The sequence below is a fragment of the Leptolyngbya sp. DQ-M1 genome (assembly GCF_039962505.1).
In the GTDB taxonomy this organism is placed as follows: Bacteria; Cyanobacteriota; Cyanobacteriia; order Leptolyngbyales; family Leptolyngbyaceae; genus Leptolyngbya.
Map to the genome: position 1 here is coordinate 1 of NZ_JAMPLJ010000005.1, position 26,591 is coordinate 26,591.

25 protein-coding genes, 1 tRNA gene and 1 pseudogene are annotated in these 26,591 nt (G+C 48.3%); 12 read left to right on the plus strand and 15 right to left on the minus strand.

Features of this window, described 5'->3' with window-relative positions:
• Positions 1-116 precede the first annotated feature (116 nt).
• Positions 117-995: pseudogene (locus NC981_RS16470) on the plus strand (alpha/beta hydrolase); the annotation flags it as partial.
• Between the two features lie 382 nt (positions 996-1,377).
• Complete coding sequence (locus tag NC981_RS16475) at positions 1,378-1,887, plus strand: nuclear transport factor 2 family protein (protein ID WP_348243959.1); 510 nt, start codon at positions 1,378-1,380, stop codon at positions 1,885-1,887.
• 77 nt (positions 1,888-1,964) lie between these two features.
• Here NC981_RS16475 and NC981_RS16480 read toward each other — a convergent pair whose 3' ends face one another.
• Both NC981_RS16480 and NC981_RS16485 read right to left on the minus strand, forming a co-directional pair.
• Positions 1,965-2,954 (minus strand): chlorophyllase, encoded by a 990-nt coding sequence (locus NC981_RS16480; RefSeq protein ID WP_348243960.1) that lies wholly within the window; start codon positions 2,952-2,954, stop codon positions 1,965-1,967.
• A gap of 157 nt (positions 2,955-3,111) precedes the next feature.
• Positions 3,112-5,367, minus strand: a complete 2,256-nt coding sequence (locus NC981_RS16485) for a glycoside hydrolase family 3 C-terminal domain-containing protein (RefSeq protein WP_348243961.1) — start codon at positions 5,365-5,367, stop codon at positions 3,112-3,114.
• Positions 5,368-5,626: 259 nt separating this feature from the next.
• Here NC981_RS16485 and NC981_RS16490 point away from each other — a divergent pair, with 259 nt between their 5' ends.
• The 3 genes from NC981_RS16490 (at position 5,627) to NC981_RS16500 (ending at position 9,921) form a co-directional block, all read left to right on the plus strand.
• Positions 5,627-6,088, plus strand: a complete 462-nt coding sequence (locus NC981_RS16490; RefSeq protein WP_348243962.1) for a cupin domain-containing protein — start codon at positions 5,627-5,629, stop codon at positions 6,086-6,088.
• A gap of 315 nt (positions 6,089-6,403) precedes the next feature.
• Entirely contained in the window at positions 6,404-8,137 is a 1,734-nt protein-coding gene (locus NC981_RS16495) for an ABC transporter ATP-binding protein (RefSeq protein ID WP_348244226.1), read from the plus strand.
• Positions 8,134-9,921 (plus strand): ABC transporter ATP-binding protein, encoded by a 1,788-nt coding sequence (locus NC981_RS16500; RefSeq protein WP_348243963.1) that lies wholly within the window; start codon positions 8,134-8,136, stop codon positions 9,919-9,921. The genes NC981_RS16495 and NC981_RS16500 overlap by 4 nt, the downstream gene beginning before the upstream one ends.
• Before the next feature lie 61 nt (positions 9,922-9,982).
• On the opposite strand, the gene NC981_RS16505 is transcribed toward NC981_RS16500, so the two are convergent.
• The 5 genes from NC981_RS16505 to menA form a co-directional block, all read right to left on the minus strand.
• Positions 9,983-10,064 (minus strand) — tRNA-Leu (locus NC981_RS16505).
• A gap of 62 nt (positions 10,065-10,126) precedes the next feature.
• Positions 10,127-10,459: a hypothetical protein gene (locus NC981_RS16510; protein ID WP_348243964.1), complete on the minus strand. Its 333-nt coding sequence runs from the start codon at positions 10,457-10,459 to the stop codon at positions 10,127-10,129.
• 80 nt (positions 10,460-10,539) lie between these two features.
• Positions 10,540-11,844, minus strand: a complete 1,305-nt coding sequence (locus NC981_RS16515) for a 2-succinylbenzoate--CoA ligase (RefSeq protein WP_348243965.1) — start codon at positions 11,842-11,844, stop codon at positions 10,540-10,542.
• Positions 11,820-12,788 (minus strand): o-succinylbenzoate synthase, encoded by a 969-nt coding sequence (locus NC981_RS16520; RefSeq protein ID WP_348244227.1) that lies wholly within the window; start codon positions 12,786-12,788, stop codon positions 11,820-11,822. The genes NC981_RS16515 and NC981_RS16520 overlap by 25 nt, the downstream gene beginning before the upstream one ends.
• Positions 12,788-13,687, minus strand: a complete 900-nt coding sequence (gene menA / locus NC981_RS16525; RefSeq protein ID WP_348243966.1) for a 2-carboxy-1,4-naphthoquinone phytyltransferase — start codon at positions 13,685-13,687, stop codon at positions 12,788-12,790. The genes NC981_RS16520 and menA overlap by 1 nt, the downstream gene beginning before the upstream one ends.
• A gap of 253 nt (positions 13,688-13,940) precedes the next feature.
• On the opposite strand from menA, the gene NC981_RS16530 reads away from it, so the two are divergent.
• From NC981_RS16530 to NC981_RS16560, 7 genes are all read left to right on the plus strand, one after another.
• Complete coding sequence (locus tag NC981_RS16530) at positions 13,941-14,675, plus strand: phycocyanobilin:ferredoxin oxidoreductase (protein ID WP_348243967.1); 735 nt, start codon at positions 13,941-13,943, stop codon at positions 14,673-14,675.
• Between the two features lie 52 nt (positions 14,676-14,727).
• Positions 14,728-15,210 (plus strand): hypothetical protein, encoded by a 483-nt coding sequence (locus tag NC981_RS16535; protein ID WP_348243968.1) that lies wholly within the window; start codon positions 14,728-14,730, stop codon positions 15,208-15,210.
• 106 nt (positions 15,211-15,316) lie between these two features.
• Positions 15,317-15,511: a photosystem II reaction center protein PsbH gene (gene psbH, locus NC981_RS16540; RefSeq protein ID WP_059000601.1), complete on the plus strand. Its 195-nt coding sequence runs from the start codon at positions 15,317-15,319 to the stop codon at positions 15,509-15,511.
• Between the two features lie 134 nt (positions 15,512-15,645).
• Positions 15,646-15,942, plus strand: a complete 297-nt coding sequence (locus NC981_RS16545; protein ID WP_190376446.1) for a TatA/E family twin arginine-targeting protein translocase — start codon at positions 15,646-15,648, stop codon at positions 15,940-15,942.
• Between the two features lie 6 nt (positions 15,943-15,948).
• The gene (pth, locus tag NC981_RS16550) at positions 15,949-16,566 is read left to right on the plus strand and encodes an aminoacyl-tRNA hydrolase (RefSeq protein WP_348243969.1); all 618 of its coding nucleotides are present in this window, start codon (positions 15,949-15,951) and stop codon (positions 16,564-16,566) included.
• Positions 16,567-16,574: 8 nt separating this feature from the next.
• Positions 16,575-16,838, plus strand: a complete 264-nt coding sequence (locus NC981_RS16555; protein WP_190376502.1) for a DUF3146 family protein — start codon at positions 16,575-16,577, stop codon at positions 16,836-16,838.
• A gap of 93 nt (positions 16,839-16,931) precedes the next feature.
• Positions 16,932-17,762, plus strand: coding sequence for a slipin family protein (locus NC981_RS16560; protein ID WP_348243970.1), 831 nt, complete (start codon positions 16,932-16,934; stop codon positions 17,760-17,762).
• A gap of 97 nt (positions 17,763-17,859) precedes the next feature.
• Here the strand turns inward: NC981_RS16560 and NC981_RS16565 are convergent, their stop codons facing one another.
• The 8 genes from NC981_RS16565 to NC981_RS16600 all read right to left on the minus strand — a co-directional run bounded on the left by NC981_RS16565 (position 17,860) and on the right by NC981_RS16600 (position 26,562).
• Complete coding sequence (locus tag NC981_RS16565) at positions 17,860-18,588, minus strand: glutathione peroxidase (protein WP_348243971.1); 729 nt, start codon at positions 18,586-18,588, stop codon at positions 17,860-17,862.
• Positions 18,589-18,757: 169 nt separating this feature from the next.
• Positions 18,758-19,645, minus strand: coding sequence for an alpha/beta hydrolase (locus tag NC981_RS16570; protein WP_348243972.1), 888 nt, complete (start codon positions 19,643-19,645; stop codon positions 18,758-18,760).
• Between the two features lie 154 nt (positions 19,646-19,799).
• Entirely contained in the window at positions 19,800-20,150 is a 351-nt protein-coding gene (locus NC981_RS16575; RefSeq protein WP_348243973.1) for a DUF1815 family protein, read from the minus strand.
• A 437-nt stretch (positions 20,151-20,587) separates the two neighbouring features.
• Positions 20,588-20,800, minus strand: a complete 213-nt coding sequence (locus NC981_RS16580; RefSeq protein ID WP_190376440.1) for a DUF2839 domain-containing protein — start codon at positions 20,798-20,800, stop codon at positions 20,588-20,590.
• Between the two features lie 32 nt (positions 20,801-20,832).
• The gene (locus NC981_RS16585; RefSeq protein WP_348243974.1) at positions 20,833-22,356 is read right to left on the minus strand and encodes an ATP-dependent DNA helicase; all 1,524 of its coding nucleotides are present in this window, start codon (positions 22,354-22,356) and stop codon (positions 20,833-20,835) included.
• A gap of 104 nt (positions 22,357-22,460) precedes the next feature.
• The gene (locus tag NC981_RS16590; RefSeq protein ID WP_348243975.1) at positions 22,461-23,351 is read right to left on the minus strand and encodes a hypothetical protein; all 891 of its coding nucleotides are present in this window, start codon (positions 23,349-23,351) and stop codon (positions 22,461-22,463) included.
• Between the two features lie 76 nt (positions 23,352-23,427).
• Positions 23,428-24,030, minus strand: a complete 603-nt coding sequence (locus tag NC981_RS16595; protein ID WP_190376438.1) for a DUF1517 domain-containing protein — start codon at positions 24,028-24,030, stop codon at positions 23,428-23,430.
• 390 nt (positions 24,031-24,420) lie between these two features.
• Positions 24,421-26,562 carry a TonB-dependent receptor gene (locus NC981_RS16600; RefSeq protein ID WP_348243976.1) on the minus strand — a complete coding sequence of 714 codons (2,142 nt, stop codon included), beginning with the start codon at positions 26,560-26,562 and terminating at the stop codon, positions 24,421-24,423.
• Positions 26,563-26,591 lie beyond the last annotated feature (29 nt).

Consider the following 26,591-nt stretch of genomic DNA (forward strand, 5'->3'; position numbering starts at 1 on the left):
AACATCATCGAAATCCATCAAATCAGGACAACGACAATTTCTTGCTGGAATGAGTTCACTTGGGCTTTCAGCCCTGAAGGAACCTATGTACTTTCAGTGCATAGTGGTTTAGTTTTATGTTTATACCACCTGGATTTGGAACACGATCGCTGAATACTTCGCTTGGTCAGATCGTGTACTACACTGCCGAAGAAAAGCTTTGGAGCCAAAACTCTGCTTCAGAACCATTGGTATTTCTCCATGCACTAGGCGGAGGTTCCTCGGCTTATGAATGGTCAAAGGTCTATCCGGCGTTTGCTGCTGACTATCGAGTTTTAGCACCAGATTTGATTGGATGGGGGCGATCGGCGCATCCCGCTCGCAACTATCGCGTTGAGGACTATGTACAAACGATCGTCGAATTTATCAAGCAAACGTGCGATGCTCCAACTACAGTGATTGCGTCAGGACTGACCGCAGCCTTTACGGTTCGAGCCGCAGTGGAACATCCCAAATTATTTAAGTCGCTGATTCTCGTCACTGCGGCGGGGTTAAATGATTTTGGACAGAATTACAGTGAGAATCTGTTTGCTCAAATCATCAAAATTCCGATTCTCGATCGTTTCTTCTACAGCGCTGGAGTGGCAACTGAAGCAGGAATTCGGGGATTTTTAGAGCAACGGCAATTTGCGAACCGCGATCGCGTCTATCCCGAAATTGTTCAAGCTTACTTGCAATCTGCACAACAGCCGAACGCAGAATATGCAGCCCTTGCCTTTGTGCGCGGCGACTTAAGCTTTGATTTAGCGCAATACATTCCCAAGCTCACCACACCAACTGCTTTGCTTTGGGGACAGAAGACCGAATATACCAATCCAGAGTTGGGGGAGCGATTTGCTCAGCTCAATCCGACTGCAATCCGTAGTTCTGAGACGCTTGAAGAAGGTCGGCTCACGCCGCATCTTGAACTGCCTGCGGTTGCGATCGGACTAATTCGGAAGTATCTAACACTGCTCAATTCATCAGGAGAACAGCAAATGACTCATCACATCGAAACCACTGATTTAGATTCAACCCTTCATCTGCTCCAACAAGATCTCAGTGCGGCTGATCCTGCGATTGCCATTGCGTTGATTGAGCGCTGGGAAATGCAGCTTCAAGATACTCCCATATTTGGAAAGCTGAGTGAACTGAAGCAAGCCATTCTAGAATCACGCACAACCACGATCGCGGCACTGCTGGAAGAATTAGGTCAAGCGACTTGTGCAACCGTTGCTCAGGATCAAGGAGCTGCAAAGGTTGATCAATTGGGACAGATGCTCACCCAAGCAGGTCGATCGCTGCACAATGAGTTGCCAACACCCTAACCTACAAAGATTTTGAAGGAGAACTTTAATCATGCAATCGAGTGAACGAATCTATCGCGACCAAGCCCAACAGGATGATTTCTTTGATGCGGATCTTACGGATGCTCGCTTAAAAGTCAATCCTCAAGCTGCTCATGCTTCGTCCCACGCCAAAAGCAGCGAGAGTCTAGCAACTCGCTTTATGCAAAGCTTACAGCAGGCAGAAGCAACAAAAACAGTCGATTCATTAGTAGAATTGTTTGCCGAGAATGCAGACTTAAGCAATCTGGCAATGCACGAACCGATTCGGGGAAAAGAAGCAATTCGGCAGTTTTGGCAGAACTATCTATCCGTGTTCGAGCAAATCCGCTCTCACTTTACGCATACCAGCGAAGGCAGTGGGACGATCGCGCTAGAGTGGACTTCTGAAGGCACATTATCTTCTGGTGAACCGATTCGATATCGAGGTGTGAGCATCCTTGAAACTCAAGCCGGACAAGTGCAGCATTTTCGGACGTACTATGATTCTGCTGCTTTTCTGCCACAGGGTGCAAAAGCATAAGACTGAATTTGGATTGTTAGTGTTCAACGCATAGCGTCGTCTGATGCGATCGCTATGCGTTGATTGCTCCATTACATCTATTTGGCACTGGTTACACTAACATTACTATCGTAAGTATTTCCCTGTTTGTAGACGCGATCGAAAGCAACTGGATCATTCAGCAAGTGTGCGCGTAAAAACCAAGCACTCCATCGAGCGATCGTGGTATTCGCTTGGGCTTGAGTTAGGGTGGGTCGGCTTGGATCACGGGGATTATCTTGATTGGTAATGCCATAGTGATTCGTTCCCTTAACTACAATCAGGGCTTTCGGCGGGGTTTGAATTTGCCGGTAAGTTTTTTGGGTTTCGTCTAGGGTAGACACACCATCTAGACTGCCAGCAATTAAAGCTGTCGGGATGTTCTGGTTCGCGATCATTGGAAAGGTGCCTGTGATCGGGGGCGTTCGGAAATTGGTGCCGTAAAAGATTCCTGCTTTTAGCGCGGGTGGTCGAGCAAAGCTACCCGTGCAAACGCCTGGAAAGCACCGATTTTGGATTGCGCCTAGTCCAACATACCCCCCAAACGAATGTCCTAATAGCCCTAGCCTAGTGAGGTCTACTCGGTTAGCAAGGCGGGATTTAGGATTGGCATTTTCGGCAATCATTTGTTTCAGCACATCGTTAACTTGCTGTTGTTCAGATGCTAGTCCGCTTATCGTTTGTCCATTTGGAGCCGTCAGCGATCGCGTATGATTGGGAACCACAACAATGAATCCATAGCGGGCAACTTCAGTGGCGAAGGTTGAGTACGCTGATTTATCCACTAATGCGCCTTGTAGCAGTAACACGATTGGAAATTTCTTAGGGGTTGCAGGGGTACTAGGAACGTAAATATCTGCTGGATCTGGGGTTTGTTTAGAAGCTTGGGGAGCGATCGTGATAGTGCTGCGCTCTACTTGTTGAAACAGAGGAACCGGATCAGGCGCAACAGCTTTGGGAAAGGGTACAGCAGAGGCTTGCTTTGGATTAAACGGCATATTTGTGAGCAGACAGGCACAAGTCAAAGCAGCGCAAATAGACTCTCTCATAACTTTTGCTCCTAAGTAAGACCAGGTGTTTCTCTAGTTTGATAAAATTCCTCGATAAATTCCACTGATGCTCATCTAAGCAGCATCTGGCATAGATACAACCTCTCGGAAGTGTTAGCCTTAACCGATTGTGACTGAAGAAGGTCACTCCCACTGCTTACCCCTGGTTAACCTCTTCGAGCATCTGTTGTAGTTGTTGCTCAGTTAGCAGACCCATAACTACCAGCTTGGCAATTGGCATATCTTCGTAGAAGCGCCTGATTGAATCAGCGGCGGCTGCATCCTCCGACATCTTTGCCCGGACGAACAATCGATCGTGAATCGGTTGCAGCATCTGTCTTGTCGCCGGAGTGCTCATCCATTCCCCAAGGGAAGTGAGACGGTCATAGTGGAGAGGTCGCGATCGAGTGGATGTGAGAGCCACGGTTATCTGGAGGCGGATGTCACGCGAGGATGCGCCAATCAGGATGTCGAATTCTCCACTATCTGTCACCCACGCTTTAACGTCAGGATCGTAGTAAGCAAAGGCACGTGGACTTAACTGCAACTCAACTTTCTTTTCTTCTCCCGGTTGAAGTAACACCTTCTCAAATGCTTTGAGTTCCTTGTACGGACGACATAAGCGCGGCTGTTTCGGATGCACATAGAGTTGCAAAACCTCCTGACCCGCCCGCAAACCTGTGTTCTTTACCTTGAGAGATACGGTAAGCGTATCGGTATCTTTAAACGTCGGCTGGTTTACCTCCAGCTCCGAGTAGCTGAATGTGGTGTACGACAAACCATGACCAAAGGGAAACAATGGCTCGATATCACGAGCGTCGTACCATCGATAACCAATGAACAGTCCTTCCGTATAGATAGCCTGCCGTCCCTGACCCGGAAAACTGAGATACGAGGGAGTATCAGCAAGCTTGATCGGGAATGTTTCCGACAGCTTACCTGAAGGGTTAACCTGTCCTAACAAAACATCCGCCACGGCTGCGCCACCCGCCTGACCGCCCAACCACCCTTCGATAATTGCAGATACCCGCGACACCCACGGCATGGTGACTGCTGCACCGTTCGTCAGCACAACAACAACATTCGGTTGAACATCGCACACTGCCTCAATTAACTCATTGTGCGCTTGGGGTAAATCAAGGTGTTCGCGATCGTATCCTTCACTCTCGAAGGACGGTGGTAGTCCGACGAAGACAACAGCAACTTTCGCTGCTCTAGCAACAGCTTGTGCTTCCCTCAAGAGCACAGAGTCGGATTGCTGGTCTTCAGTGTAGCCATCAGCGTAAGCGATCGCCTCTCGGATTCCTATCAGACGAATTAACTCGTCGTGGGCGTTCTCTACTTTAGTGGGTACGACTTGCGAACTGCCCGATCCCTGATATCGGGGCGACTTCGCAAAGCGTCCGATTAGCGCAACTGAAGACAGTACCTCACCTGCAAGCGGCAATAAATTACGATCGTTCTTGAGCAGGACAATACTCTCTCCAGCAGCTCGGCGGGCAAGCGCATGGTGCGCCTCAGAATCAAAAGTCACGCCGGACTTACGAGCAGTATTCACCTTCAGGACAGCTTCTAGTAGCTCGCTCACAATCTCGTTGAGGCGTTCCTCAGGCAACTGACCTGACTTCACTGCCGCAACGATCGCACCCACGCTTGAACCTCCACCGGGCATCTGGAGATGAAGCCCCGCTTTGATACCCGCAACCCGATCGTTGACTGCACACCAATCCGATATCACGATTCCTTTATAGCCCCATTCCTTTCTGAGAATGTCCTGCAAGAGGTACGAGTTCTCAGAGGCGTAGGTACCGTTGACCTGATTGTAGGCTGCCATCAGCGACCAAGGATTCGCCTGAGTAGTTGCGATCTCAAAGGGGGTGAGATAAACCTCGCGTAACGTCCGTTCATCAATCAGACTGTTGGAGTACATCCGCCCCGTTTCTTGCTCGTTTGCTACAAAGTGCTTGAGCGAAGTGCCGATTCCTTGCTCTTGTACTCCATTGATTGTTGCTGCTGCCATCAAACCACTGAGAACGGGATCTTCGGAAAAATACTCGAAGTTGCGTCCGCCCAATGGAGAGCGCTTGAGGTTGGCACCCGGCCCCAGTAACACTTGGACATCGTGCGTTTGGGCTTCGATCGCAATCGCCTTGCCAACCTCATAAGCTAGGGCAGGATTCCATGAGGATGCGATCGCGGACTCAGTAGGAAAGGCTGTTGCTGGTAAGCTACTACCGATTCCCACTTCTGTTGAACTAGGCGATTTACGTAATCCGGTCGGGCCATCAGAAAGCCAGATCGGAGAAATATTGAGGCGCTCAATGGGTACCGTTGTCCACAAGTCCTGTCCAACAGTCAACGCCGCCTTTTCTTTCAAAGTCATGCTCTCTAACAAGGTTTCAAGTTGGGACATGGTACACATTCTTCTAAAAGTAAACAAAACAGAACATTGCCAAAGCTTCTTGAAGACATTTTCTGTTCATATTGAAGTTTTAAAGCGACTAACCCAAAAGCTCCATAGAACATTCATAACAGATGTTAGGGATGAGCGAAGAAGATTGTAAACCTGACGATATCCTTATTCCAGGGGCAAGGTTAGCAGGGAATCAGTTATTGTTTGAAATTAATGCGATCGCAACAGTTCCCAACACCCTGATACTTAGGAGTAAACCATGTCGCTTCCTCTAATTTTGCAACCTGGTGAAGGACGATCGGTACAAATTCGCACGAGCACTTGTACATTCAAAGCAACAGGCAAAGAGACACACGGGCATTTTGGCTTATTTGAGTTTGTGATGGAACCCGGAGCGAATGGTGCTAGCCCTCACATTCACAAAGAATTGACTGAGCTGTTTTATGTTGTAGAAGGTGAGGTAGAACTGGTTTTAGGTGAGCGCCGAGTGGTTGCTGAGCCGAAAACCTTCATTCTTGTCCCGGAAAACACTCCTCACGGATTTTCTAATGCTGGGCAGACCCAAGCAACATTGCTGATTATGTTTTGTCCTGCTGATTCACGTGAGCAGTATTTTGAGGGATTAGCTGATTTGACAAAAGACGGAAGGCAACCTAGCCAAGCGGAACTACTCGACTTAATGCAACGGTTTGATCAATACCCAGTTCCTGAGAATACATAAGCTTCAAATCGAGGGAAAATTTAAGTCTGAAAGGCTGTTCAAAATAAAGTAGAAGACCCGTCGAACTGACGTTACTTTCCGTTTAGCTGCAATACATTTAGCTGCAATACATTTAGCTAAATGTTCAGTCTATGTACAATTGAAACGCTTTTCAACAGTTGTTTGTGTTGAATTAAACAATGATGCGGCGTGTTTAACCAAAATATGCCTGCCCTAAAGCAGATGTTAGACTCGCTTTAGTTCCATAAGATCGCACAGTTCAACTGTTAAGGGTGGTGTCGTTTGACTCAACTCCGTGAAGACGAACCTTCATCAATGGCTCCACTCAGACGAGTGCTGCAAGGCTTAAAAGCGCATCGATTTGTGGCGATCGGTGCTGTTTTAAGTCTGCTGCTGTTAACTGCTGCAACTGCTATCACTCCCCAAATTTTTCGCTGGGGCATTGACCAAGGCATTGCGGCAAAGAACTTTACCGTGGTGTGGGAAAGTGCAGCCTTGATGGTGATTGCCGCGATCGCGCGGGGATTGTTCAACTTTGGGCAAACCTTCTGGTCGGAAGCGACCTCGCAAGGTGTGGCGTATGATCTCCGCAATCAATTGTTTACCAAGATTGAGACGCTGAGTTTTAGCTACCACGATCGCAGTCAAACTTCACAGTTAATCACTCGTGCAACTAGCGACATTGAGCAGATCCGAGTGTTGATTGGAACAAGCTTAATTCAAGTGATTGGAGCCGTGATTACGCTGGTTACGATCGCCACGATTCTGCTGGTGATGAACTGGCAGTTAGCACTGATTACACTAATCGTTGTGCCGATCGCAGCTTGGCTATTAACGCGATTCTTCAGTCGGAATGGCAGTGTGTTTCAGCGAGTACAACAGCAACTCGGTGATCTAAATGCTGTTTTGCAAGAGAATCTCCTCGGTGTGCGCGTGGTGAAAGCGTTTGTCCGAGAATCACAGGAGAAAGCGCGTTATACTGCACTAAACAATGAATTGATTGCTATCAGCATGAAGACGCTGTACGCAATTCGGAATACGTTTCCGTTGATTTTTCTGTTGAGCAATTTGATTACCGTTGCGGTTGTTGGATATGGTGGCGCACAGGTAATCAATCGACAATTTTCCATTGGCGAACTGGTTGCGTTTAATTCATATTTGCTGTTCATTCTTCAACCAATTTTGCTGATTGGATTTGCTGCACCTGCGATCGCTCAAGCAGCAGCTTCGGCACAACGAGTGTATGAAGTTCTCGATGCTGAAATTGAAATTCGCGATCGACCCAATGCGATTCCGTTTGTGAAATGTGGCGGCAGAATTACGTTTGAAAATGTCTCATTTCGCTATCCCGGCGCAACGACTGAAGCCCTGAGAGGCGTTTCCTTTGAAACGAAGCCGAATGAACTAATTGCAATTCTTGGCATGACCGGATCAGGCAAAAGTACGATCGTCAATCTACTGCCGCGATTTTATGACCCGACTAGAGGTGCCGTCAGAATCGATGGACATGATGTGCGAGAGTTCAGCTTGACGAGTTTACGATCGCGCATTGGCATTGTGTTTCAAGAAACAACCTTGTTCGCTGGTACGCTGCGAGAAAACATTGCTTATGCCAAATCGGATGCGTCTTTAGCAGAGATCGTCGAGGCTGCAAAAACCGCGCAGATTCATGATTTTATTGCAGGACTACCGGATGGATACGACACGATCGTTGGAGAGCGGGGTGTCGGACTATCCGGCGGCCAGCGCCAACGGATTGCGATCGCTCGAACATTGTTAACCGACTATCGCATTTTGATCCTCGATGATAGTACCTCAGCCGTTGATGCTAAAACCGCTGCAGAAATTCAAACGGCACTCGATCTATTGATGGAGCAAAAAACTTGTACTGCATTTGTGATTGCCCAACGGATTACCACGGTGCGAAATGCCGATCGAATTTTGCTGATGGATCAAGGTGTGTTAGTTGCACAGGGAACGCACGAAGAACTAATGCGGACTAGCCCGCTCTACAGCGCAATTTTGGAATCTCAGGTGAAACGGTCATGAACAGTCCTTTAGCAACCACCGAAAAGTCAACCCGCCAGGTGTCAACATTAAGGCGGTTTTTGAACTATGCTCAGCCGTATCGTAAACAAGTTCCGATCGCATTGCTGTGTGTGTTAATCGGAGCCGCATCACAGGCAGTTGGGCCGTTTTTTATTGGATGGTCGATCGATCACTTGATCACACAAGGGAATCTTCAGGGCTTATTACTCGCTCTACTGGTGCTGACACTGATTTACTTTATTGGTGTTCAAGCAATTCGTGAGCAGATTGTCCGAGTCGGTTGGATTGTGCAGCACGTCCTCGCGCAACTCCGAGAAGACATTTTCGTGAAGGTGCAAAGTCTACCATTGAGCTACTTCGATCGTAGCGAAGCTGGAGATTTGATGAGTCGATTGTTGAATGATGTTAGCACTGTGAATCAAGCTTTCGGTCAAACCGTAGCGCAAATGCTCGGTAACTTATTTAGCTTGGTTGGCATCATCATTGCAATGTTATTGATCAATCTGCAATTGGGGCTAGTCAGTAACTTTGTTGTGCCGTTGATGATTCTAACTACAGCAGTCTTTTCACGTTGGGCACGATCGCGCTTTCGAGTCACCCGAAAAACGATCGGAGAACTATCTACTAAACTCGAAGAAGACATTAGCAGTGTGCGCGAAGCTCAAGCGTTTAATCGTGTGCAACTAAACATTGATGAATTCGTCCATCTCAATGCTGCAAATCGCGATGCGAACATTCAAGCGGTCGCAATTACCGCAGCCTTTTTACCGTCGATCGACTTTCTCAATACCTTAGCAACCGCAGGTGTACTGGCATACGGTGGCTATTTAGCGGTGAGCGGACAAGCAACAGTGGGGGTTGTGACTGCGTTCTTGATTTATGTTCAACAATTCTTCAGACCGATTCAGATTCTGAGTCAGTTTTACACCCAGGCTCAATCCGCGATCGCTGGACTCGAACGAATTTTTAGCTTACTCGATGAGCCCTCACAGCTTAATGATGCTCCTGATGCGATCGAGCTGCCGCCCATTCAGGGTGAAGTGCGATTTGAGAATGTTTCTTTTGGCTATACCGCAAACCAGCGCGTTTTAAATCAAGTCAATTTGCTGGCTAAACCGGGACAAACGATCGCCCTTGTCGGTGCAACTGGAGCAGGAAAAAGCACGATTATTAACTTAATTCTTCGCTTTTACGATGTGACTGGTGGAGCAGTAATGATTGATGGCATTGATGTCAGAACTGTGACTCAAGCTAGTCTGCGTCGCCAAATTGGGATTGTTTTACAAGACACGATTTTGTTTAGCGGAACTGTTGCCGAAAATATTGCGTTTGGTCGTCCCACTGCAACTCAAGCCGAGATTGAAGCCGCCGCTCAGATTGCAAACGTGCACGAACTGATTACCACGCTGCCACAAGGATATTCAACCTATTTAGGGGAACGGGGAGCGATGCTGAGTCAAGGACAACGCCAGTTGATTAGTATTGCGCGGGCAGTGTTGATTCAGCCGGGAATTTTGATCCTGGATGAAGCAACGAGCAGCATTGATACGCGCACCGAAGCACTGGTGCAGGACGCGATCGCACGACTCCTTCAAAATCGCACAAGTTTTGTGATTGCTCATCGCCTTAGTACGGTGACTCAAGCGGATCAGGTGCTAGTCGTTCAGGGTGGACAGATTGTGGAACACGGAACGCACTCGGAACTGCTGGCACAACAAGGAATTTACGCTAATCTTTATGCCCTGCAACTTGGCTCAACCACACCCACCTCAACTGCTCCATAACAGTGAACAAATGTCCAACTTATGGTTAAAGTCACATACTAGTAGGTAGAGAGTTCAGAAATGCGGATGAAAGGACTTGAACCTTCACTTCTTGCGAAACCAGAACCTAAATCTGGCGCGTCTACCAATTCCGCCACATCCGCTTGCGATATTTATCATAACAGGAGAAAGGAGAATTGACTCATCCTTTCTCCCGATATTCGAGTTAAGGCATACTGCCGAGGCTGAGCGGAATAAGATTGCCCTCGATCGTCAGTCCCAGCAAAATCGGGTCTCCAGAATGTATCAGGTTGCCAGTTAGAGCGCAGCGATCGTCAGTTTGGGCTGTAGCGGAGAGGGTGGCGCGAATATCGGCGGGAGAGAGTTCTGGGGTGTAGCTGCCCGATCGCTGTTGGACGTAATTCCACAAAATTTCGCGAATGAGCGCTTGATAGCCTTGGTTGCCAGAAAGTGCTTTAAGCTGCTCCTTCAACTCACGTTCTAAACGGATGCTCGTCACTTCCATTTCCGTTGTGCTGGTGCGAGTTAAGGTGTGCATGATGGTCTCCTTTCATAAGTGTGAACAGGTTTATAATACAAGTGTAGTATGTGGTTTCGTCAACGGTAAAATCTTTCGGATCATTTGAGAATTGCTTCGATGCGATCGGGCTGGATTTTTCCCTGAGCCGTTCGCGGAATTTGAGCAACTTTGATCCAGCGCTTCGGCTGTTTGAAGGCGGTGAGGCGCGAGCGTAGAGCGGCTTTGAGTTGGTCGATCGTAATGGCTTCATCACTTGGAACGAAAATTGCCGTGACGCTTTGCCCCCAAATCGGGTCAGGTGTGCCTAAAACATAAATATCCTGGACGAGGTTTGTGGATCGAACTGCCGCTTCAACTTCAAGCGGGAAAATATTTTCGCCGCCACTGATGATTTTGTTGCTGTCTCGTCCGAGCAGGTGCAAAAAGCCGCGATCGTCAAAATACCCCAAGTCATCGGGAGCGAATTTCGACTCGGTGAGCAAATTCGGGTAGTAACCGAGCATTAAGGACTTGGCTTGAATGCTTAGCTTTTGATCGACGATCGTGATTTCAGCATGAGGCAGAACGCATCCACAGCCTTGAATTCCACTAAGAAAATCGGCAGGTTTGAGGGTGGCAATTTGCGAAGCCGTTTCGGTCATGCCGTAGGTGGGTGCGATCGGTAAGTTTTGCGATCGGGCTTGTTGCAGCAAATCTGACCACGCAGGCGCACCCCCTAGCAAAATCGTTTTGAATCTCGCTAACCAGTCGCAGTAAGGCATCAATTGCTGAAGCTGGGTCGGAACGAGTGAGATAAAAAAGTCTTGTGGGTCGAATTGAGTCTCTAGCGTTTTCCAGGATTGAGTAATGAATGTGCCGCCTGTGAGGAACGATCGCATAAATTGCATCAGTCCGCTCACATGATAAAGCGGCAGGACACAAAGGGAGTTAATCGATTCAATCTCAAAATATTGACGAAATCCTTGCACCGATGCGCTGAGCGTATCCCATGTGTGCATTGCAAATCGGATTTTCCCTGAAGTGCCACCTGTTGGAATCATGATGAGTGTTTTCATCGCCAATTTTTGCCGACTGAAATCAAAGTCCCCCACTTGTGGGGGATTTAGGGGGCTTTCCAGGGTCTCTGCAACCTCCGAAGTTCCCCAAAACAAGTTCGGCTTAACCAACTCTAAAACCTGCTGCCACTCCGTCTCACCCCAATCTGGATTACACAAAAACACTTGACACGGAACCGAGCAAGCCGCAACAAACCCCGCAAGAAACTGCGCCGGATCGCGATCACACAATAAAATCACTGGCTTCTCAATCTCCAGCAATTCCCGATACCGCAGTCGAGCCAATTCCACTAATCCCTCAACATCCGCAAAACGGAATGATTCTAATCGACTGAGAGGCTGTTCCATAGCTCCTCAAAATTCTCACTGTTCAATTCATCAAACCAATGTGCTGTACCGTATCCCACGGCTCGATTGCTCAGTTCTGCTGCAAGCTGCAATCCCATCTGTCGCCCGATCGCCGTCTCGAAAACAGTCGAAAACACGGTATCAATTTGATGCTGCTGACAGAATTTACGAAGCTGTGACGGAGATCCAGCGATCGCAGGTTTGACCACAAAGATTCCACGCCAGCCGCGATCGTAGCAATCTCGAAGCTGCCCAAGCGTTGCAACCGATTCATCTAATGCAATTGGAGTTTGGTATTGCTGGCTTAACTCCAACATGATTTCAAAATCATCTTCTAGCATTGGCTGCTCTATAAACTCGATATTGCTAAAACCATCACAAAACTCTAACCATTGGCGTAGTTGAAATTCATCCAATCCCATATTGGCATCGAGTCTTAAAGCTGCACCTTTTGGTAATTGGCTGAGTAGTGATGCGATCGTTGTAATTTCTGTTTCAATCGGTGCAATTGCAATTTTCAATTTAAACGTTCGATACCCCTGATTCCAGAGTGTTTCCCAGTCTTCCACCTGAGAAAGTAATCCACTGTGTTGAAGCACTTTTCCACCTTCAAAGTCCCCCACTCGTGGGGAATTTAGGGGACTTCCCAACGCCATCAACGCAGCCGATTCAAACCCAAATTGACAAGCAGGAAGGGGAATATCTCGAATCCAATCAGAATCAATCACTATCGGAGCCACTATCGGAGCATTCCGGCAAAGCGCGATCGCATCCTCGATCGACTCCGAGCCAAACCACTCCAACGGCGCAATCTCCCCAAACCCAACTCGCCCCGCCGCCTCTTCCAATCGAATCAGAATTCCCTCTCGTACCGTCCAAACTCCATGATGTGTTTTCAACGGTTGACGGAATCGCCGACGATACGGGCGAAACTCAAACTTCATCACGGAAGCAGAAATCCTAATCCAAACAGCAAGCCGTACCAAAAATGCAATTCAACCGCAATCAATCGACAACGCAACAGTTTATGCGGGTGATCATAGTGAGCTTTAATCACTTGACATAAGCGTTTTGCAACCGGAAAGCTCAGTAACGACAACAGCGTCCAGAACGGAAACACTTTCAAAATTACAAACAAAATCGTCAATGCGTAAAAACTGCCACAAATCCAAGGCAAAAGTTCCGCCGATCGCTTTGCACCCAAGCGCACAACCGGAGATTTTTTACCGATCGCAGCATCGTCTTTCACCTGATTAAAATGCGAACAAAACAGCACCAAACTCGTCGCGATTCCCACGCCGATTGATGCCGCAAAATTCACAGTTGACCAAGCTTTCGTTTGACTGTAATAAGCTGCCGCAAATGCCAAAGGGCCAAACGCGACAAAACACAACGGTTCACCCAAACCTTTGTAGCTCAATCGAAAGGGTGGGCCTTGATAGACATAGCCGATCGCACAACACAGCAGAATCAATCCAATCACTGTAAAATCTTGCTGCAACAGCGCGATCGACAAAATCCCCGAAAGCCCAGCCACCAAGCAAGCGTTGGCAATCCAAAAGACGAGCGGCTTATTTCCGGTCAAGTTAACGACCGAATTCGCTTTATTCACATCGACCCCAGTTTCCGAGTCGAACACATCATTACTCAGATTTTCCCAAGCCAGGATCAAGATCGCAGACACCAAAAATACGAAGAAAATTGCTGGATTGAGCGATCGAGTTTCAGCAAACGCTACCGCAGACCCAACCCAAATCGGCATAACTGCCACACTATACATGGGCGGCTTAATCGCGGCATACCATAATTTCTTTTTAGCAGGCTCCACCGATCGCAGGGTCATCCACTTGCTCCTAACTACAGCCAATGCTTGTAATAACGCACTTTTTTCAGTGTCTCACTCGGGTTTGATCAACGCGGCGATCGATTATAGAAACGTTACAGATTGTGCAAACAATTATCAAACGCTCAACCCGGAGGAGGCAGAGAAACCTTATCCCCTACCCCCGCATCTAAAAATTCCCAGTTGCAAACTGATATCCTTGGTAAAAGAGAAGAGTGAGTAACACCTTATCCTCATTCTTCATTGATTTAATATGACTTCGATTTCACCTTCTCTGCGCCAACAGCAACACCCTTTAATTCGCAATTTAGCCAACATGATCGAGCGCGTGTGGCAGCAACACTTAGATCTGTCACCCTACGACCTGCCCGAAGATTTAGGCTACGTAGAAGGACGAATGGAAGGTGAAAAACTGGTGATTGAAAATCGCTGCTATCAATCGCCGCAGTTCCGCAAACTTCATCTCGAACTGGCAAAGCTTGGAAACTCGCTGGATATCTTGCACTGTGTCATGTTTCCGCGTCCAGAGTATGCGTTACCGATGTTCGGAGCCGATCTAGTCGGCGGACGCGGCGGACAAATTAGCTTAGCGATCGCCGATCTCTCTCCAATTAGTGCCGATCGCCAACTTCCCGAAGACTATCAAACCGCACTCAACGCCGTTCCTGAAACTGAGTTTGTGCAGCGACGAGCGGTTCCAGAATGGGGTGATATCTTTTCTGATTTCTGTTTGCTGGTCCGTCCGAGCAGTCCAGAAGAAGAAGCAGCATTTTTAGAGCAAGTACGATCGTATTTAGAAATTCACTGTCAAACGGCGATCGCCACTGATCCGACTCCAGAGCAAAGTGCCGAAATTCTGGCGGGACAGCGATACTACTGCACTCAGCAGCAGCAAAACGACAAAACCCGCCGAGTGCTGGAAAAAGCCTTCGGCACAGTGTGGGCAGATCGCTACATCACCACCGTTTTGTTTGACATGCCTGAGTAATGCTTCGAGGGCGCGGGGAATCTTAAACAAAGATTTCTGCGGTGCTACCACGATGTTAAAAGCTAAATCGGCTCTTTCCTGGGAATGTTCGACTCAATCGGCTTTCGTGCCGCTCTCATATGAGGGTGAGATTGTTGGATTTTGCCATCCGAAAAATGCAGCAGCGATCGCCAAATCGCTCAATGAAGCAGAACTGTTTCGCAAAGCCTTGTATCTTGCGTGTTATGACCTAATCGCCCGCATGGGTGGATCATCCGATCGTGTTGGCGACCTTGTGCAGCAATATTTAGCAAAGGTTGGAAGACCCCTACAAGGAAGCGCGCTGATCGCAGTCATGCTGCGGGAACGGCAAGCCGATCTAGACCTGACCGAAGAAGAGTTTGCAAAATTCTGTGATTCTTACCGCTTATCCCGCGTAGAACTCCGGGGAATCTATCAAGGTGCAGAAGTAGAAAGTCATCAACTGATTCCACTATCTCGAATTCTCGGAAAGACCGTCGATGAAGTGATCGAAGCGTGGAAAGGAGAAGCGTAACTTATATCCGCTTAAACTATCCGCTCAAACTTGTCGTTAACAGTGTTACGCGAAAGTGGTAGTGTGAGTTTAGATATTTGTCGAGACTAACTTAACAAGGTGGGCTATGGCACAGCGGACTCGATTGGGAGACATCCTCAAACCTTTGAATTCAGAATACGGTAAAGTCGTTCCCGGATGGGGCACAACGCCTTTGATGGGCATTTTTATGGCGTTGTTTTTGGTCTTCCTGCTGATTATTCTGCAAATTTATAACCAAGAACTCATTCTCAACGGTTTTGATGTGGATTGGGGCGGTTAGAACGATCGCCGCATGGTTAGCATATGCGCTCCCGGATTCGTCCGGGATTTTTTTTACGAAGCGCATTAGAGACGATCATGAACTCGACAGAACAACCTTCTAGAATAGAAGCTACCCCTTACTCGGAGATTGCTATGAACTTTTTCGGCATTGGCTTACCGGAAATGGTCTTGATTTTGGTGGTTGCATTACTGGTGTTTGGTCCGAAAAAGCTCCCCGAAATCGGACGCAGCATGGGTAAAGCAATTCGCAGCTTCCAGGATGCCTCAAAAGAATTTGAAAACGAATTTAAGCGCGAGGCTGAGCAAATCACTACCGCTACGCCCCAATCGATGCAAGCGACCTTAGAAGAGAAACCAACGCTTGCCCCAGCGGAAACCGATCATGACAAAACCGACGAGCCAATTACCGCGACCGTCGAGAAAGATTAGAGTGTTATGCCCGAAGTGCCTCAGTTGGCTCAATTGCCTCAAATAATTGTCGGCTTGGGAAATCCCGGCAGCAAATACGAAAATACCCGCCACAATGTCGGATTTCTCGCGCTCGATCGCCTCGCCGATCGCTGGCAAATTCGCCTCTCTGAAACGAAGAAGTTTCAGGGCTTTTTTGGAGAAGGCATGAGTCCTGCGGGCAAAATTCGCTTGCTCAAACCGACCACCTACATGAACCTGTCTGGACAATCGATCCGGGCTGTAGTGGATTGGTACAAGCTCCCCCCCGAATCGGTGATGGTGATTTACGACGATATGGATTTACCCGTCGGTCGGTTAAGAATTCGTTTGTCGGGGTCAGCCGGGGGGCAAAATGGCATGAAATCGGCGATCTCACATCTGGGAACGCAGCAGTTTCCTCGGTTGCGAATTGGTATCGGCAGTGCCAAGTCGAGCGAGAAAGATGCGGTATCTCATGTATTAGGCACTTTTGCGCCAAACGAGAAAAGCGCGATCGATGAAGTTTTGGACTTGACCGTGAGCGCGATCGAACTCAGCCTCAAGCAAGGGGTTGAAAAAGCGATGAGCCTTTATAACAATCAGATCGTAGAGCCGAAATCGTAAATCATCCAATTGTGAGCAAACGTTTACCAGAAACCACTGCCCATGTCCGCATTCTCCGTCAGTCCTGGCAGCAGGGCAGCATCGAGGGTGAAGTGCGAGCAAATGAGTATGAGTGGCAGTTTCACTGGCATTTTCGGCGCGGCTTGTTGAGTATTCAACCTTCGTTGGGGCGTGCTTTGATTAAAGAGCCGCTGGGACGATTTCTCGAAGCTAAAGACTATCAGCTTGAACCTGGTGGAGATTATTCGTTCACGATTCGAGCAGAGTTGTAGATTTATCAAATTTAAGATTCTTACGCGGGTCACGCGGGGTACTTCGTCGATCGTGCGTGTTAGAACAAAGCTATCCCTTTAAGAAACACGATTATGGGAAGCTTTGTTACAGTCTTTTTTACAGCGCTGGTGATTCTGGCGCTGAACGGGCTGAAGGTCGATCGAGAATATCAGCGCGGCGTGATTTTCCGGTTGGGACGTGCTAGAGGCACAATGGGGCCTGGAATGTACTGGATTATTCCCTGGGTTGATCAGAAAGTTCAGGTAGATATTCGTACCAAAACCGTCAATATTGAACCGCAAGAAACGATTACCGCAGATAGCGTCACTGTTCGCGTCAATGCTGTTCTGTACTATCGAATTCTTGATCCGACTAAAGCGATCAACCGTGTCGAGAATTATGAAGTGGCAGTGTATCAGGTCGCTTTAACCAGCTTAAGAAACGTGGTCGGTCAGAATATGCTGGATGAAGTGCTACAGCATCGCGACAAGATCAATTCGCGGGTTCAAGAAATTGTGGATGAGATTACTGAGCCTTGGGGAATTGTGCTAGAGCGAGTTGAGATCAAAGATGTCGAGATTCCAGCCAGTATGCAACGGGCGATGGCAAAAGAAGCGGAAGCGACACGGGAAAAGCGATCGCGCTTGATCAAAGCTTCGGCAGAACAAGAGGCATCGCTGAAACTGGCAGAAGCTTCACAGAATATGAGCCAAAATCCGGCGGCACTGGAGCTTCGACGCTTGCAAATGTTGACGGAAATTGGGGCGGAGAATAATACGACGACGATCATAATGATGCCGTCTGATTTTATTAATGCCGCACGTCGCTTAGCAGAGCCTTCAACTTCCTCAACGAACGGGCAGGAGGCACAGCCTTTTCACCCCGAAGTTCTCTTCACACCGAAGAGAACGGAGCGAGAATAGAGAAAGTTTTGAATTTGTGCAGCACTGCGCTCGGAGTTTGAGTAATTGATTATTCGTTGAACCGGTAGAGAGATTTCTACCGGTTTTTTGTCAACGATTACGTCAGATATGCCTCTAAATCTTCAGATCCACCAACCAGTACGCCATCGACAAATACCTGCGGCACTGTAGTTGCACCCGTTACCGCTCGTAAGGTGCGAGGGCTGGCATCTCGACCCAAAATGATCTCTTCATAGTCGAGGTCATGCTCTTTCAGCATTCGTTTTGCTTTAGCGCAGAACGGACATCCAATTTTTGTGAACAGTGAGATCGCTTTTGGTTTCTCTGCGGTTTCATTAATGTACTTCAGCATCGTGTCAGCATCTGACACTTTGAATGGGTCTCCGGGTTCGTCGGGTTCGATGAACATTTTCTCGATCGTCCCATCTTTTACGAGCATCGAATAGCGCCATGATCGTTTTCCGAATCCAAGATCGCTTTTATCGACCAGCATCCCCATGCCGTCGGTAAATTCTCCATTCCCGTCAGGAATCATGCGGACGTTTTCGGCGTTTTGAGATTTGCACCATTCAGTCATCACAAACGCATCATTCACAGAGATGCAAATAATATCATCGACACCATTCGCTTTGAATACCTTTGACAGTTCGTTGTAGCCAGGAACGTGCGTTGATGAACAGGTTGGTGTGAATGCTCCTGGTAGTGAGAACACAATCACTGTCTTACCTGCAAATAATTCATGGGTTGTGATGGTGACCCATTCATTGTTTTCGCGGCTGCGGAAAGTGACATTCGGAACTTTTTGCCCGGAGCGATCGATGAACATAAGCGCTTCTCTCTTTTTAAGTTGCTTTATTTCTTTAGAAAGCGTACTCGGAATGAGTACGACTTGTCAAGCGTAGAACGATCGTTTTTGCCAGAACAAATGATTTCACAAAAAAAGAACGATCGCCATAAGATGCACGATCGTTCATGAATGACAATTTGCGGCAATATTACGCCCAAGCAGGACTTCTGAGAAATTCGAGCAGTTCTCGATTCACGGTTTGCGGGACTTCCTGCTGAATCCAATGCCCACAGTGCGGAATCAATTTGAACTTAAACGGAGCCGAAATCCACTGCTCGATCCCGTCCATCAACTTCGGACTGAGAATCGAATCTTCGTCGCCCCAAAGCACCAAGGTCGGAACCGAAATCGGATCGGGTGATCGCATCCAATCCCGCATCCAGTGCCCGGATAAAAATAGCTGACGATAGTAACTCATGGCAGCCGCGATCGCTCCCGGTTTTTGCAGCGCCGTTTGATACTTCTGAACCAGATCTTGAGTAAACACTCCCTTGCGGACGGCTTGCTCTTGCAGCATATTCTGTACAAACGCTCTCATGTTCGACTGAATCAGCCACTCCGGTAAGTTAGGAACCTGAAACGCCAGCACATACCAACTCCGACGCAGTTGATCCAAGTTGCTGAGTAAATCTTTGGCGAATCGCTGCGGGTGTGGAGCGCTGAGGAGCGCCAAGCGATCGAGCGAACTCGGAAATTTCTGCGCCAATCGCCACGCGATCGCACCGCCCCAGTCGTGCCCTACCACATGAGCGCGATCGTAGCCTAAGCGATCGATCAAGCTACGAATATCTGCGCTTAAGGTATCGAGGTCGTACCCGCTCGTGGGCTTTTCTGAATCGTTATAACCTCTGAGATCGGGAACAACTACCTTAAAATGCCGTGCTAGTGCTGGAATCTGATAGCGCCATGAATACCAAAACTCAGGAAATCCGTGCAGCAGAAGAACTAAGTCTCCCTCTCCTTGTGTCACATAATGCAATCGGATGTGGTTGGCTTCAATGAATTGATGCTGCCAATTAGAGTCAGGAACGGTCATAAGTTGTCTTCATACCAGCCCCAGGATGCGATGGCACTTTGGCGTGAGGCGCAATGGGCTGCGTTAACGAATGCACCTCGCTTTCTGCCAAATTATCTCATTGAAAGCGCACCCGCAGAAACGAGGGGATCACTGACCGTTAAACGATTTTGGCTTATCGTAAGCTTTCGACAGGTGCGATCGGGCGGTAGTCGGATGGCTGAATCTGATACTTCACCAAGTTTGCTAACTCTTGAAGCTGGCTGATCGCTTCCGCGCCCTCAAGCTTCATTAATTCTCGATCGTCACGCATTTCCGTCCAGGTGATGCCATAGTCGGATACCAAGAACCGAATCAGATGGTTATTGCCCAGACTCACCATAAACGAAGCGCTATTCATTTGACCGCCACAGGTGTAACAAGATGCCAAGTAACCCCGGTTCTCCAGCACGGTTGCTAGTGCTTGGAGATTCATTACCAGATCTTGAACAAATTGACGGTGTTGCTCTGCTAGTCGTAAGAACACAATTGTCCTCCAATCACCACGATTAATTCTAAACCTTATCTTAAGAATTCAACGTTTATTTCCCTGATAATATAGCGCGATCGCGCAAATACCGAAGAAAATAGGTGTTAAATAAAATACCTTAACGAGAGTCATATTACCCGACTGAACCACTAGCCAAAGTAGCGAACGCAACAAGCCCAAGAAAGCATAGGGTTCTTAATATTTCGTACTATTGTTTAGGTAACGTTTGAAACTTGTTACGCTTGCTAACTTCGGGAAGTAATCAAGCCCCCTGACTGAAGCTGTCCTCATTGTAGATAGGGGATCACGCAATTGGGGGGAATTGATCCGTAGAGTTCATCGAATCAATACGAAGTTCTTATTAAAGCAATAAAGGGGATCAATTGATCCCCTTTATCAACCAATAAATCGCCTTTTTCCTGTTAGAAATAAATCTAATTGGCTTGCCACCAACCCGCCGCAGGGCCAACAAATCGGACGACAATCCACGCAACTACAAGTAGGGCAATGCCAGTCCAAGCTCCGGTGGATGTCCACTTCATAAACTGCTGCGTTTGGGTTTTGGTTAGGGGCAACCAGGGCGCAATTCTGGATTCTTTACCGTAATTGTCACCCAATGATTCTTTCCGACGTTTTGCTTCTCCCATAAATTTTTATGCGTTGAGGTGTATTAATGCGATCATATCGCGTTTGATTCGTCGCCTACATCGCTGAAGAGCGTGTCATCCAGGTAGTTAATGCGGGCGAAGGGACTGAGTGCAGTTAAGACTTGGCTGCCGTAGCTGCGGTGAAGAACGCGAGTATCGAGCAATGCGACGACTCCCTGACTTTCGCGCACCGGGGAGACAGCGCGTTGAAGTTCGCTCAGGGCTTGCGGTAAGAGGTAGAGCCGAAACCAGTCTTGACGATGCTGTTTATAGTGAGCAACGCGACCTGCAACTAGAGGATGCTCTAGTGAGGGAATCGGTAACGTGGCGATCGCTAGCATTTGGGGCGCAGGTAAAACGCCTTGATGCTCCCGCCAAAATTCCCAGCCGGTGACTAAAATTCCGTTGTCTTCAAGACAGGTACGCTCGACTTGGACTCTAGAGCCAAATTCCGCTGCCAAAATTGACCCAACTTGAGATTTTAACGGTGTATCGCCGACAAGAATGACGGAAAAGGCTTGAGAAGCAATTGCGAGGAGCGATCGCAGTTCTCGCAGCAATGCTCCCTGAAATTGGGGTGTATTCGGTAAAGGAATACCTTCAGGCTGATAAAGCTGAACCAGGTCTTCTTGGCGATCGAGCGCAAATTTCAAGCAGGTTAAATCGGCTTCGAGACCGATCGAGGCTCGATACATCGTGGCATCCGAGTCTAGGTCTAATGCTCCACCGATGAGTACAGTCGGTTGCCGTGACCAAATTGGGGCAAGCGATGAAGCTACTTCGACCGGAGCACAATGCAGGGAAAACTGCCCGGATTGGCGCGCGATCATTACCCAGGTCAAGCGATCGGCTCTGTTGAACTGCTCAAAAAATCGTGCCCAGTTCGGCGGCAAAGATTCGGTTAATTGCTGATGGAGATCGGTGAGAATGTCGCGTTCGGATTGCTCGAACAAATAACATTCGTAAGGGTTTGCAGGGTGCTGAAAAACAGCGCGAATCAACTGAATGCGCGCATCTCGAATCAAATCGACCTGAGCAGGACAGGCAAGCATCAGCGCTTCCCAATCAGCAGATTCGATATTAAAGGTCAGTTGCTCTCGCGTCCAGGCTTCTAGATCGTCCACGCCGTCGATGATTGTGGGAATTCCGGGGGGAAATCTGCCCTCATTGTTGAGTCGATCGCTCAGCCACGCTTGTGGAGTGGTGATTAAAATCCCTTTGTAATCGGGAGAAGGAGCGCGATCGCCAACCTGAATCGGTTTTGGGTGAGTGATCCACTGATGCAGCCGGGGAACTTCAACTCTTAAAATCCGCTGCTGGATCATTTCAGGCACAACCAGAACCACAGGTTCGTGCCACATCAAAATCGGCACAAGATAGCTTAAACGGTAGCGTCCCTGAAGATCTGAGGGTGCGCCCGTTTGAATCAGGGCACTCCGACCGATACGAAGCGCCCGTGCGACCAATCGCGCCATTGTCAGATGGTGCGACCAGTACGATTCGCCTTGCTCTCTGAGAAAGGCTCGCAGTTGTTGATGGACTTCTACCTCAATCACACGCTTCGCTCACTGCGGAACTAAACCATCATTTTGACACACTGATAAAAAACCCTGTGGCAAGTTATCTCGCCCCAGGGTTTTTCAATTTCTAATCGTTACGATTAACGGCGGCGACCGCTACCAAACGAAGAACGCGATCGTGTTCCGCTACCAAATCCACCCGGACGGTTAATTCGGCTGGGTGTAGAGCGATTCGATCGGCGTAAGGTGCTGGTTCCATAGCCCGATCCGGTGGGTCGATCGTTGCTAATCCGGGGACGCGCAACACGCGGATTATTAAATCCAGGCGATCCAATGCGTCCGGTGGAGCGGAAGACCTGACGGTTGCGTTCGACCGCAGGCGGTGCTTGATAGCGCTGCTGATAGCGATTGACGGCTTGACCGTAGGAAGAGCCATATCCGCCAAATCCGGTCATCGGCACTCCGGGCTGATAGAACGGGGGCACGTAATATTGGGGACGGAAGAGGAGGCTACCGATCGCTTGACCCGCGACTGCGCCCGCAAACGGTGCCCAGAAATTCGGTTCTTGTCGCACAACGACTGTCTCCGTTCGTCCAGTTTGAGGATTGGTGACGTTTTCCGTGACGTTGTGAACGTACTCGATTTTGAAGTCTTCGGGAATATGCAGTGAAACTTGTCCGTTTTCGGATTTGAGATAGCCTTTTTGACCCGCACTTACTTCTTCTGGAGTGAGTTGAGCCAAAGGTAAATTCTCCGTTCTAAACGACGAATTGACTCCCGCAGGCGTGTCTCTCAGCAGTACGGTATATTCACCAGTTCCATCATCGAAGGTCGCTTGCTGAACGGCGAACTTTCCATCCGGTAGTTTTTGAGTAGCGCGGCTGGTTGCGGCTGGGCGATTCGATTCAGTCCGGATCGGATCGCCAATCGACGAGCTGCCACAACCGACCGTTGTCCAGCAGAGCGCAACTGACATGGAGAGAGCAAGAAATTTTCGCATCATCGATCGCGCGAGTTTAATAGAGAACATTCGGCTTTACCTCTTTACCGTTCTAGAGTCTTTTTCTACACTATTCAGCATCCTAACGAGAGAAGGCTGTGTATTTCTAGAGGGGGATCAGTTCGGGGAAAAATTCCAGCAAATGATCGGAGTTGAGTTCGTCGCCGAGACGCGAAGGAGAAAAGTGAACTTGAATCGCTCGTAATCGCTCTTGGTAGTGCAGGTTAATGATTGCCTTGAGTCCTGTCGCCATCGCTCTGAGATCAGCAAGGTCGGTTTCGAGTTCAGGAACTTCTCCTTCTGCTGCGATCGTAATCATTACGATCAAATTCTGCGTCACGGGTAACGTCAATGGATCGGTCGTAGTTCCCGTATCGGGTTCAAGTTCGGGGGCACTGAGATAACGCTGGGCTGAATCGGTGAACAGTTCATTCACATAATCTCCCGCTTCGCCTTCATCCGAAATCGCATCGCCTTCGTTTGCTGCCGATCGCCAATAGGTCTGATATTGCAGCAAACTCTGACAAATTTCGACCAAGCCTTCGCCTAAGACTTGCAGATCGCCTTCGGACTGGAGCGCTTTTCGACCTGCTTGATTGAGGATACCGAGCAGTGGCGCAACTTCATCTCCTGCTAGATGCAGGAAGATGCGGCAGACCACAAAGCGATTTCTACCTGTAAATCGATTAAACCGATCGCGCAAACTCATAAAAACAACCTGAATTCTATTTATAAACAAGGGACAACGTACTAAACTTTCGGAATGAGAACGTCTGTCATAGGTCAGGCGTTTCTTGCGCTTCACATTATCTTGTGCGGATGACTTTGAGGAGTCATACCAGATTGATTTATGGATGCGACAGATTCTCGCCCCCTAAATCCCCCAGAATGGGGGACTTTGAGTATGATCTGTCGCATTCTATGTTTAATTCAGTATCAGACCGTGTGATAGAGAGGCACTTAAGCGCAGCCGCTCATTTCTTTTTAGTTGTGACCGCCATTTTCACTCCATTAATTCTTCAATCACAGCCGTCGAGCTGAGAATCAGCACTCGCGTCCTAGTAAGGCTAGAACATTATCAAACTTAAGCCTCAACACTCTAGAAATCTGAGACTAAACCAATTCGATAGGTTAAACCCGGTTGATAGATGCGATTGACTTTTTCATAGCTGCGATCGGCAAGGTTTTCGAGAAACACGGTGAGACCCAATCCACGCGTCACCGGAATCCGCAAGCCCAGATCAAAACTAATCCAAGATGGTGAAAACTCGCGGGGATTATCATTTGCTAGCGTGAATAAAGCGCGTCGTGCGCCGCTAAAGTAGTTGGCATATAAATTCACTTCCCAACCGTTTGAAGCATAACCGATGCCAAATCGCGCGACCGAAAACGGAATCGTACTTAACTGCAATCCTCGTTCTGCACCACTACCAATCTTGGCATCGGTGTAAGTATAGTTCACAAAGGTAGACCACTGTGGGGAAACTTGCCAGCGCAATGCTGCCTCAATGCCATTCGTATTGACCAAGCCAACATTTGTCCATTGCCCCGACTGAACGGCAATGCGATCGTTTAACCGACTACCAAAGTATGTGAACTGCGCGGCGAAGCTTTTCGCGAGTTGCACATCCAATCCAGCCGTCCAAGACGATCCGATTTCAGGCTTGAGGTCAGGATTCGGCAACCAGTTGTGAACCGTATCAAACGCATACAGTTGATCTAAGCCCGGATTGCGATGGACAGAGACCCAACTTCCCCGGAGTGCAAGACCGGATGAGAGTGCCCAACGCGCTCCGACACTGGGATTGAGATAACTCCCAAATTCGCTAGTAAAGTTCTGGCGCAATCCAAATTCTGCCTGGAAATTGTTGGTAATCTGCCAAGTATTCAAGGCAAATAAGGCAGCTTGAATGCGATCGCGATCGAACTCTCCATTAAATCGAGCCAATCGCGGCAGTGTACTAAAAGCTTCTCCGTTGAGCAGCGAATTTTGCAGATCTACACCCCAACGCAGATTGTTCGTTTTGCTCGTTTGCCAATTGTGTTCGACTCTGGCATTCAAGCCGCGAGAGTTCAGAATGCCACGGCGAAAGAATGTGGTTTGTGTCGGTCCGTAAGTACTAAAGTAGTCTTGATTAAACGACAACGTGGTATTGAGCGTAGAGTCTTGCCCGTTTCCTAGCAGGGCTTTCCAGGTTAAGCCGACATTCACCGTGTCGTGATCTAAGCGATCGCGCTGTAATGGAAATCCAAAGTACAAGAGTCCGCGCCGACTTGTGACTGTTGAGACATCTAAGCTGACCGAGTTGCGATCGCCAAGGTCGAAACTCAGATTGCCATAGTAATTATCTTGAGTCGAATCGCCGTTAAACAGTCGCCCATCCAAGCCCCGATTCGCAGCTCCCACCGGAACACGATAATCATTGTCCGCCTTGAATCGCTGATAGCTCAATAGATAGTTCACGTCTCCGAATGATCCAGAGTAGCTGCCGCGATAGTTCGAGGAGCTAAACGATCCTAACTGGGCAAAGCCATTGAACTGTGGAAGACCAGTCCCTTTCTTTGTGACGACATTCACCACACCGCCGATCGCTTCAGAGCCGTAGAGAGTCGCAGCCGTTCCGCTCGATAGTTCGACTTGCTCGATCGCGCCTGTAGGAATTGAGTTGAGATCAGTGCCACCGTGATAGATATTGACATTTGATCCGATCTGTCTACCGTTGAGCAGAAACACGGATTGATTGATCGAAGCCCCTCGGTAAAAGGTTCCAGTGTGAATATCCGCACCAAAGCCGACATCATTGACAGCAAATCCAGGCAATCCCCGCAAAATCTCGGCTAAACTATCCGAACTCTCACGCCGAATTTCATCAGAGTCGATCGTATAAACCGGAGTTGAGGTTGGCTTTTGAAGCTTCTCGACTCCAATAATTTCTTCCCCTTCTTCTTCCGCAGCGGAATCTGGAGCTTGACTATCTGGAGCTTGACTCTCTTGTGCAATTTCCACGGTGTTATCACTTGTTGATGAAAAATCGAATTGCAGTAAACGAGCATCAGTCAGTGACTTTTGAAAGTCACGCAGATTAGCAAGTGTGGATGATGGTTGTGAAATCCTAACGTTCTTTAAAGAATGATCTGAAGCGGGGTTTGCTGATGCTTCTGAACTATAGCTCAATTCTATAATCGTGCAGAACCATGCCGCGCTAGATATAAACGCGATGCCAAGTGAATGAAATTTCATCAGGATTGTGAGTGACTAGATGCTTAAGC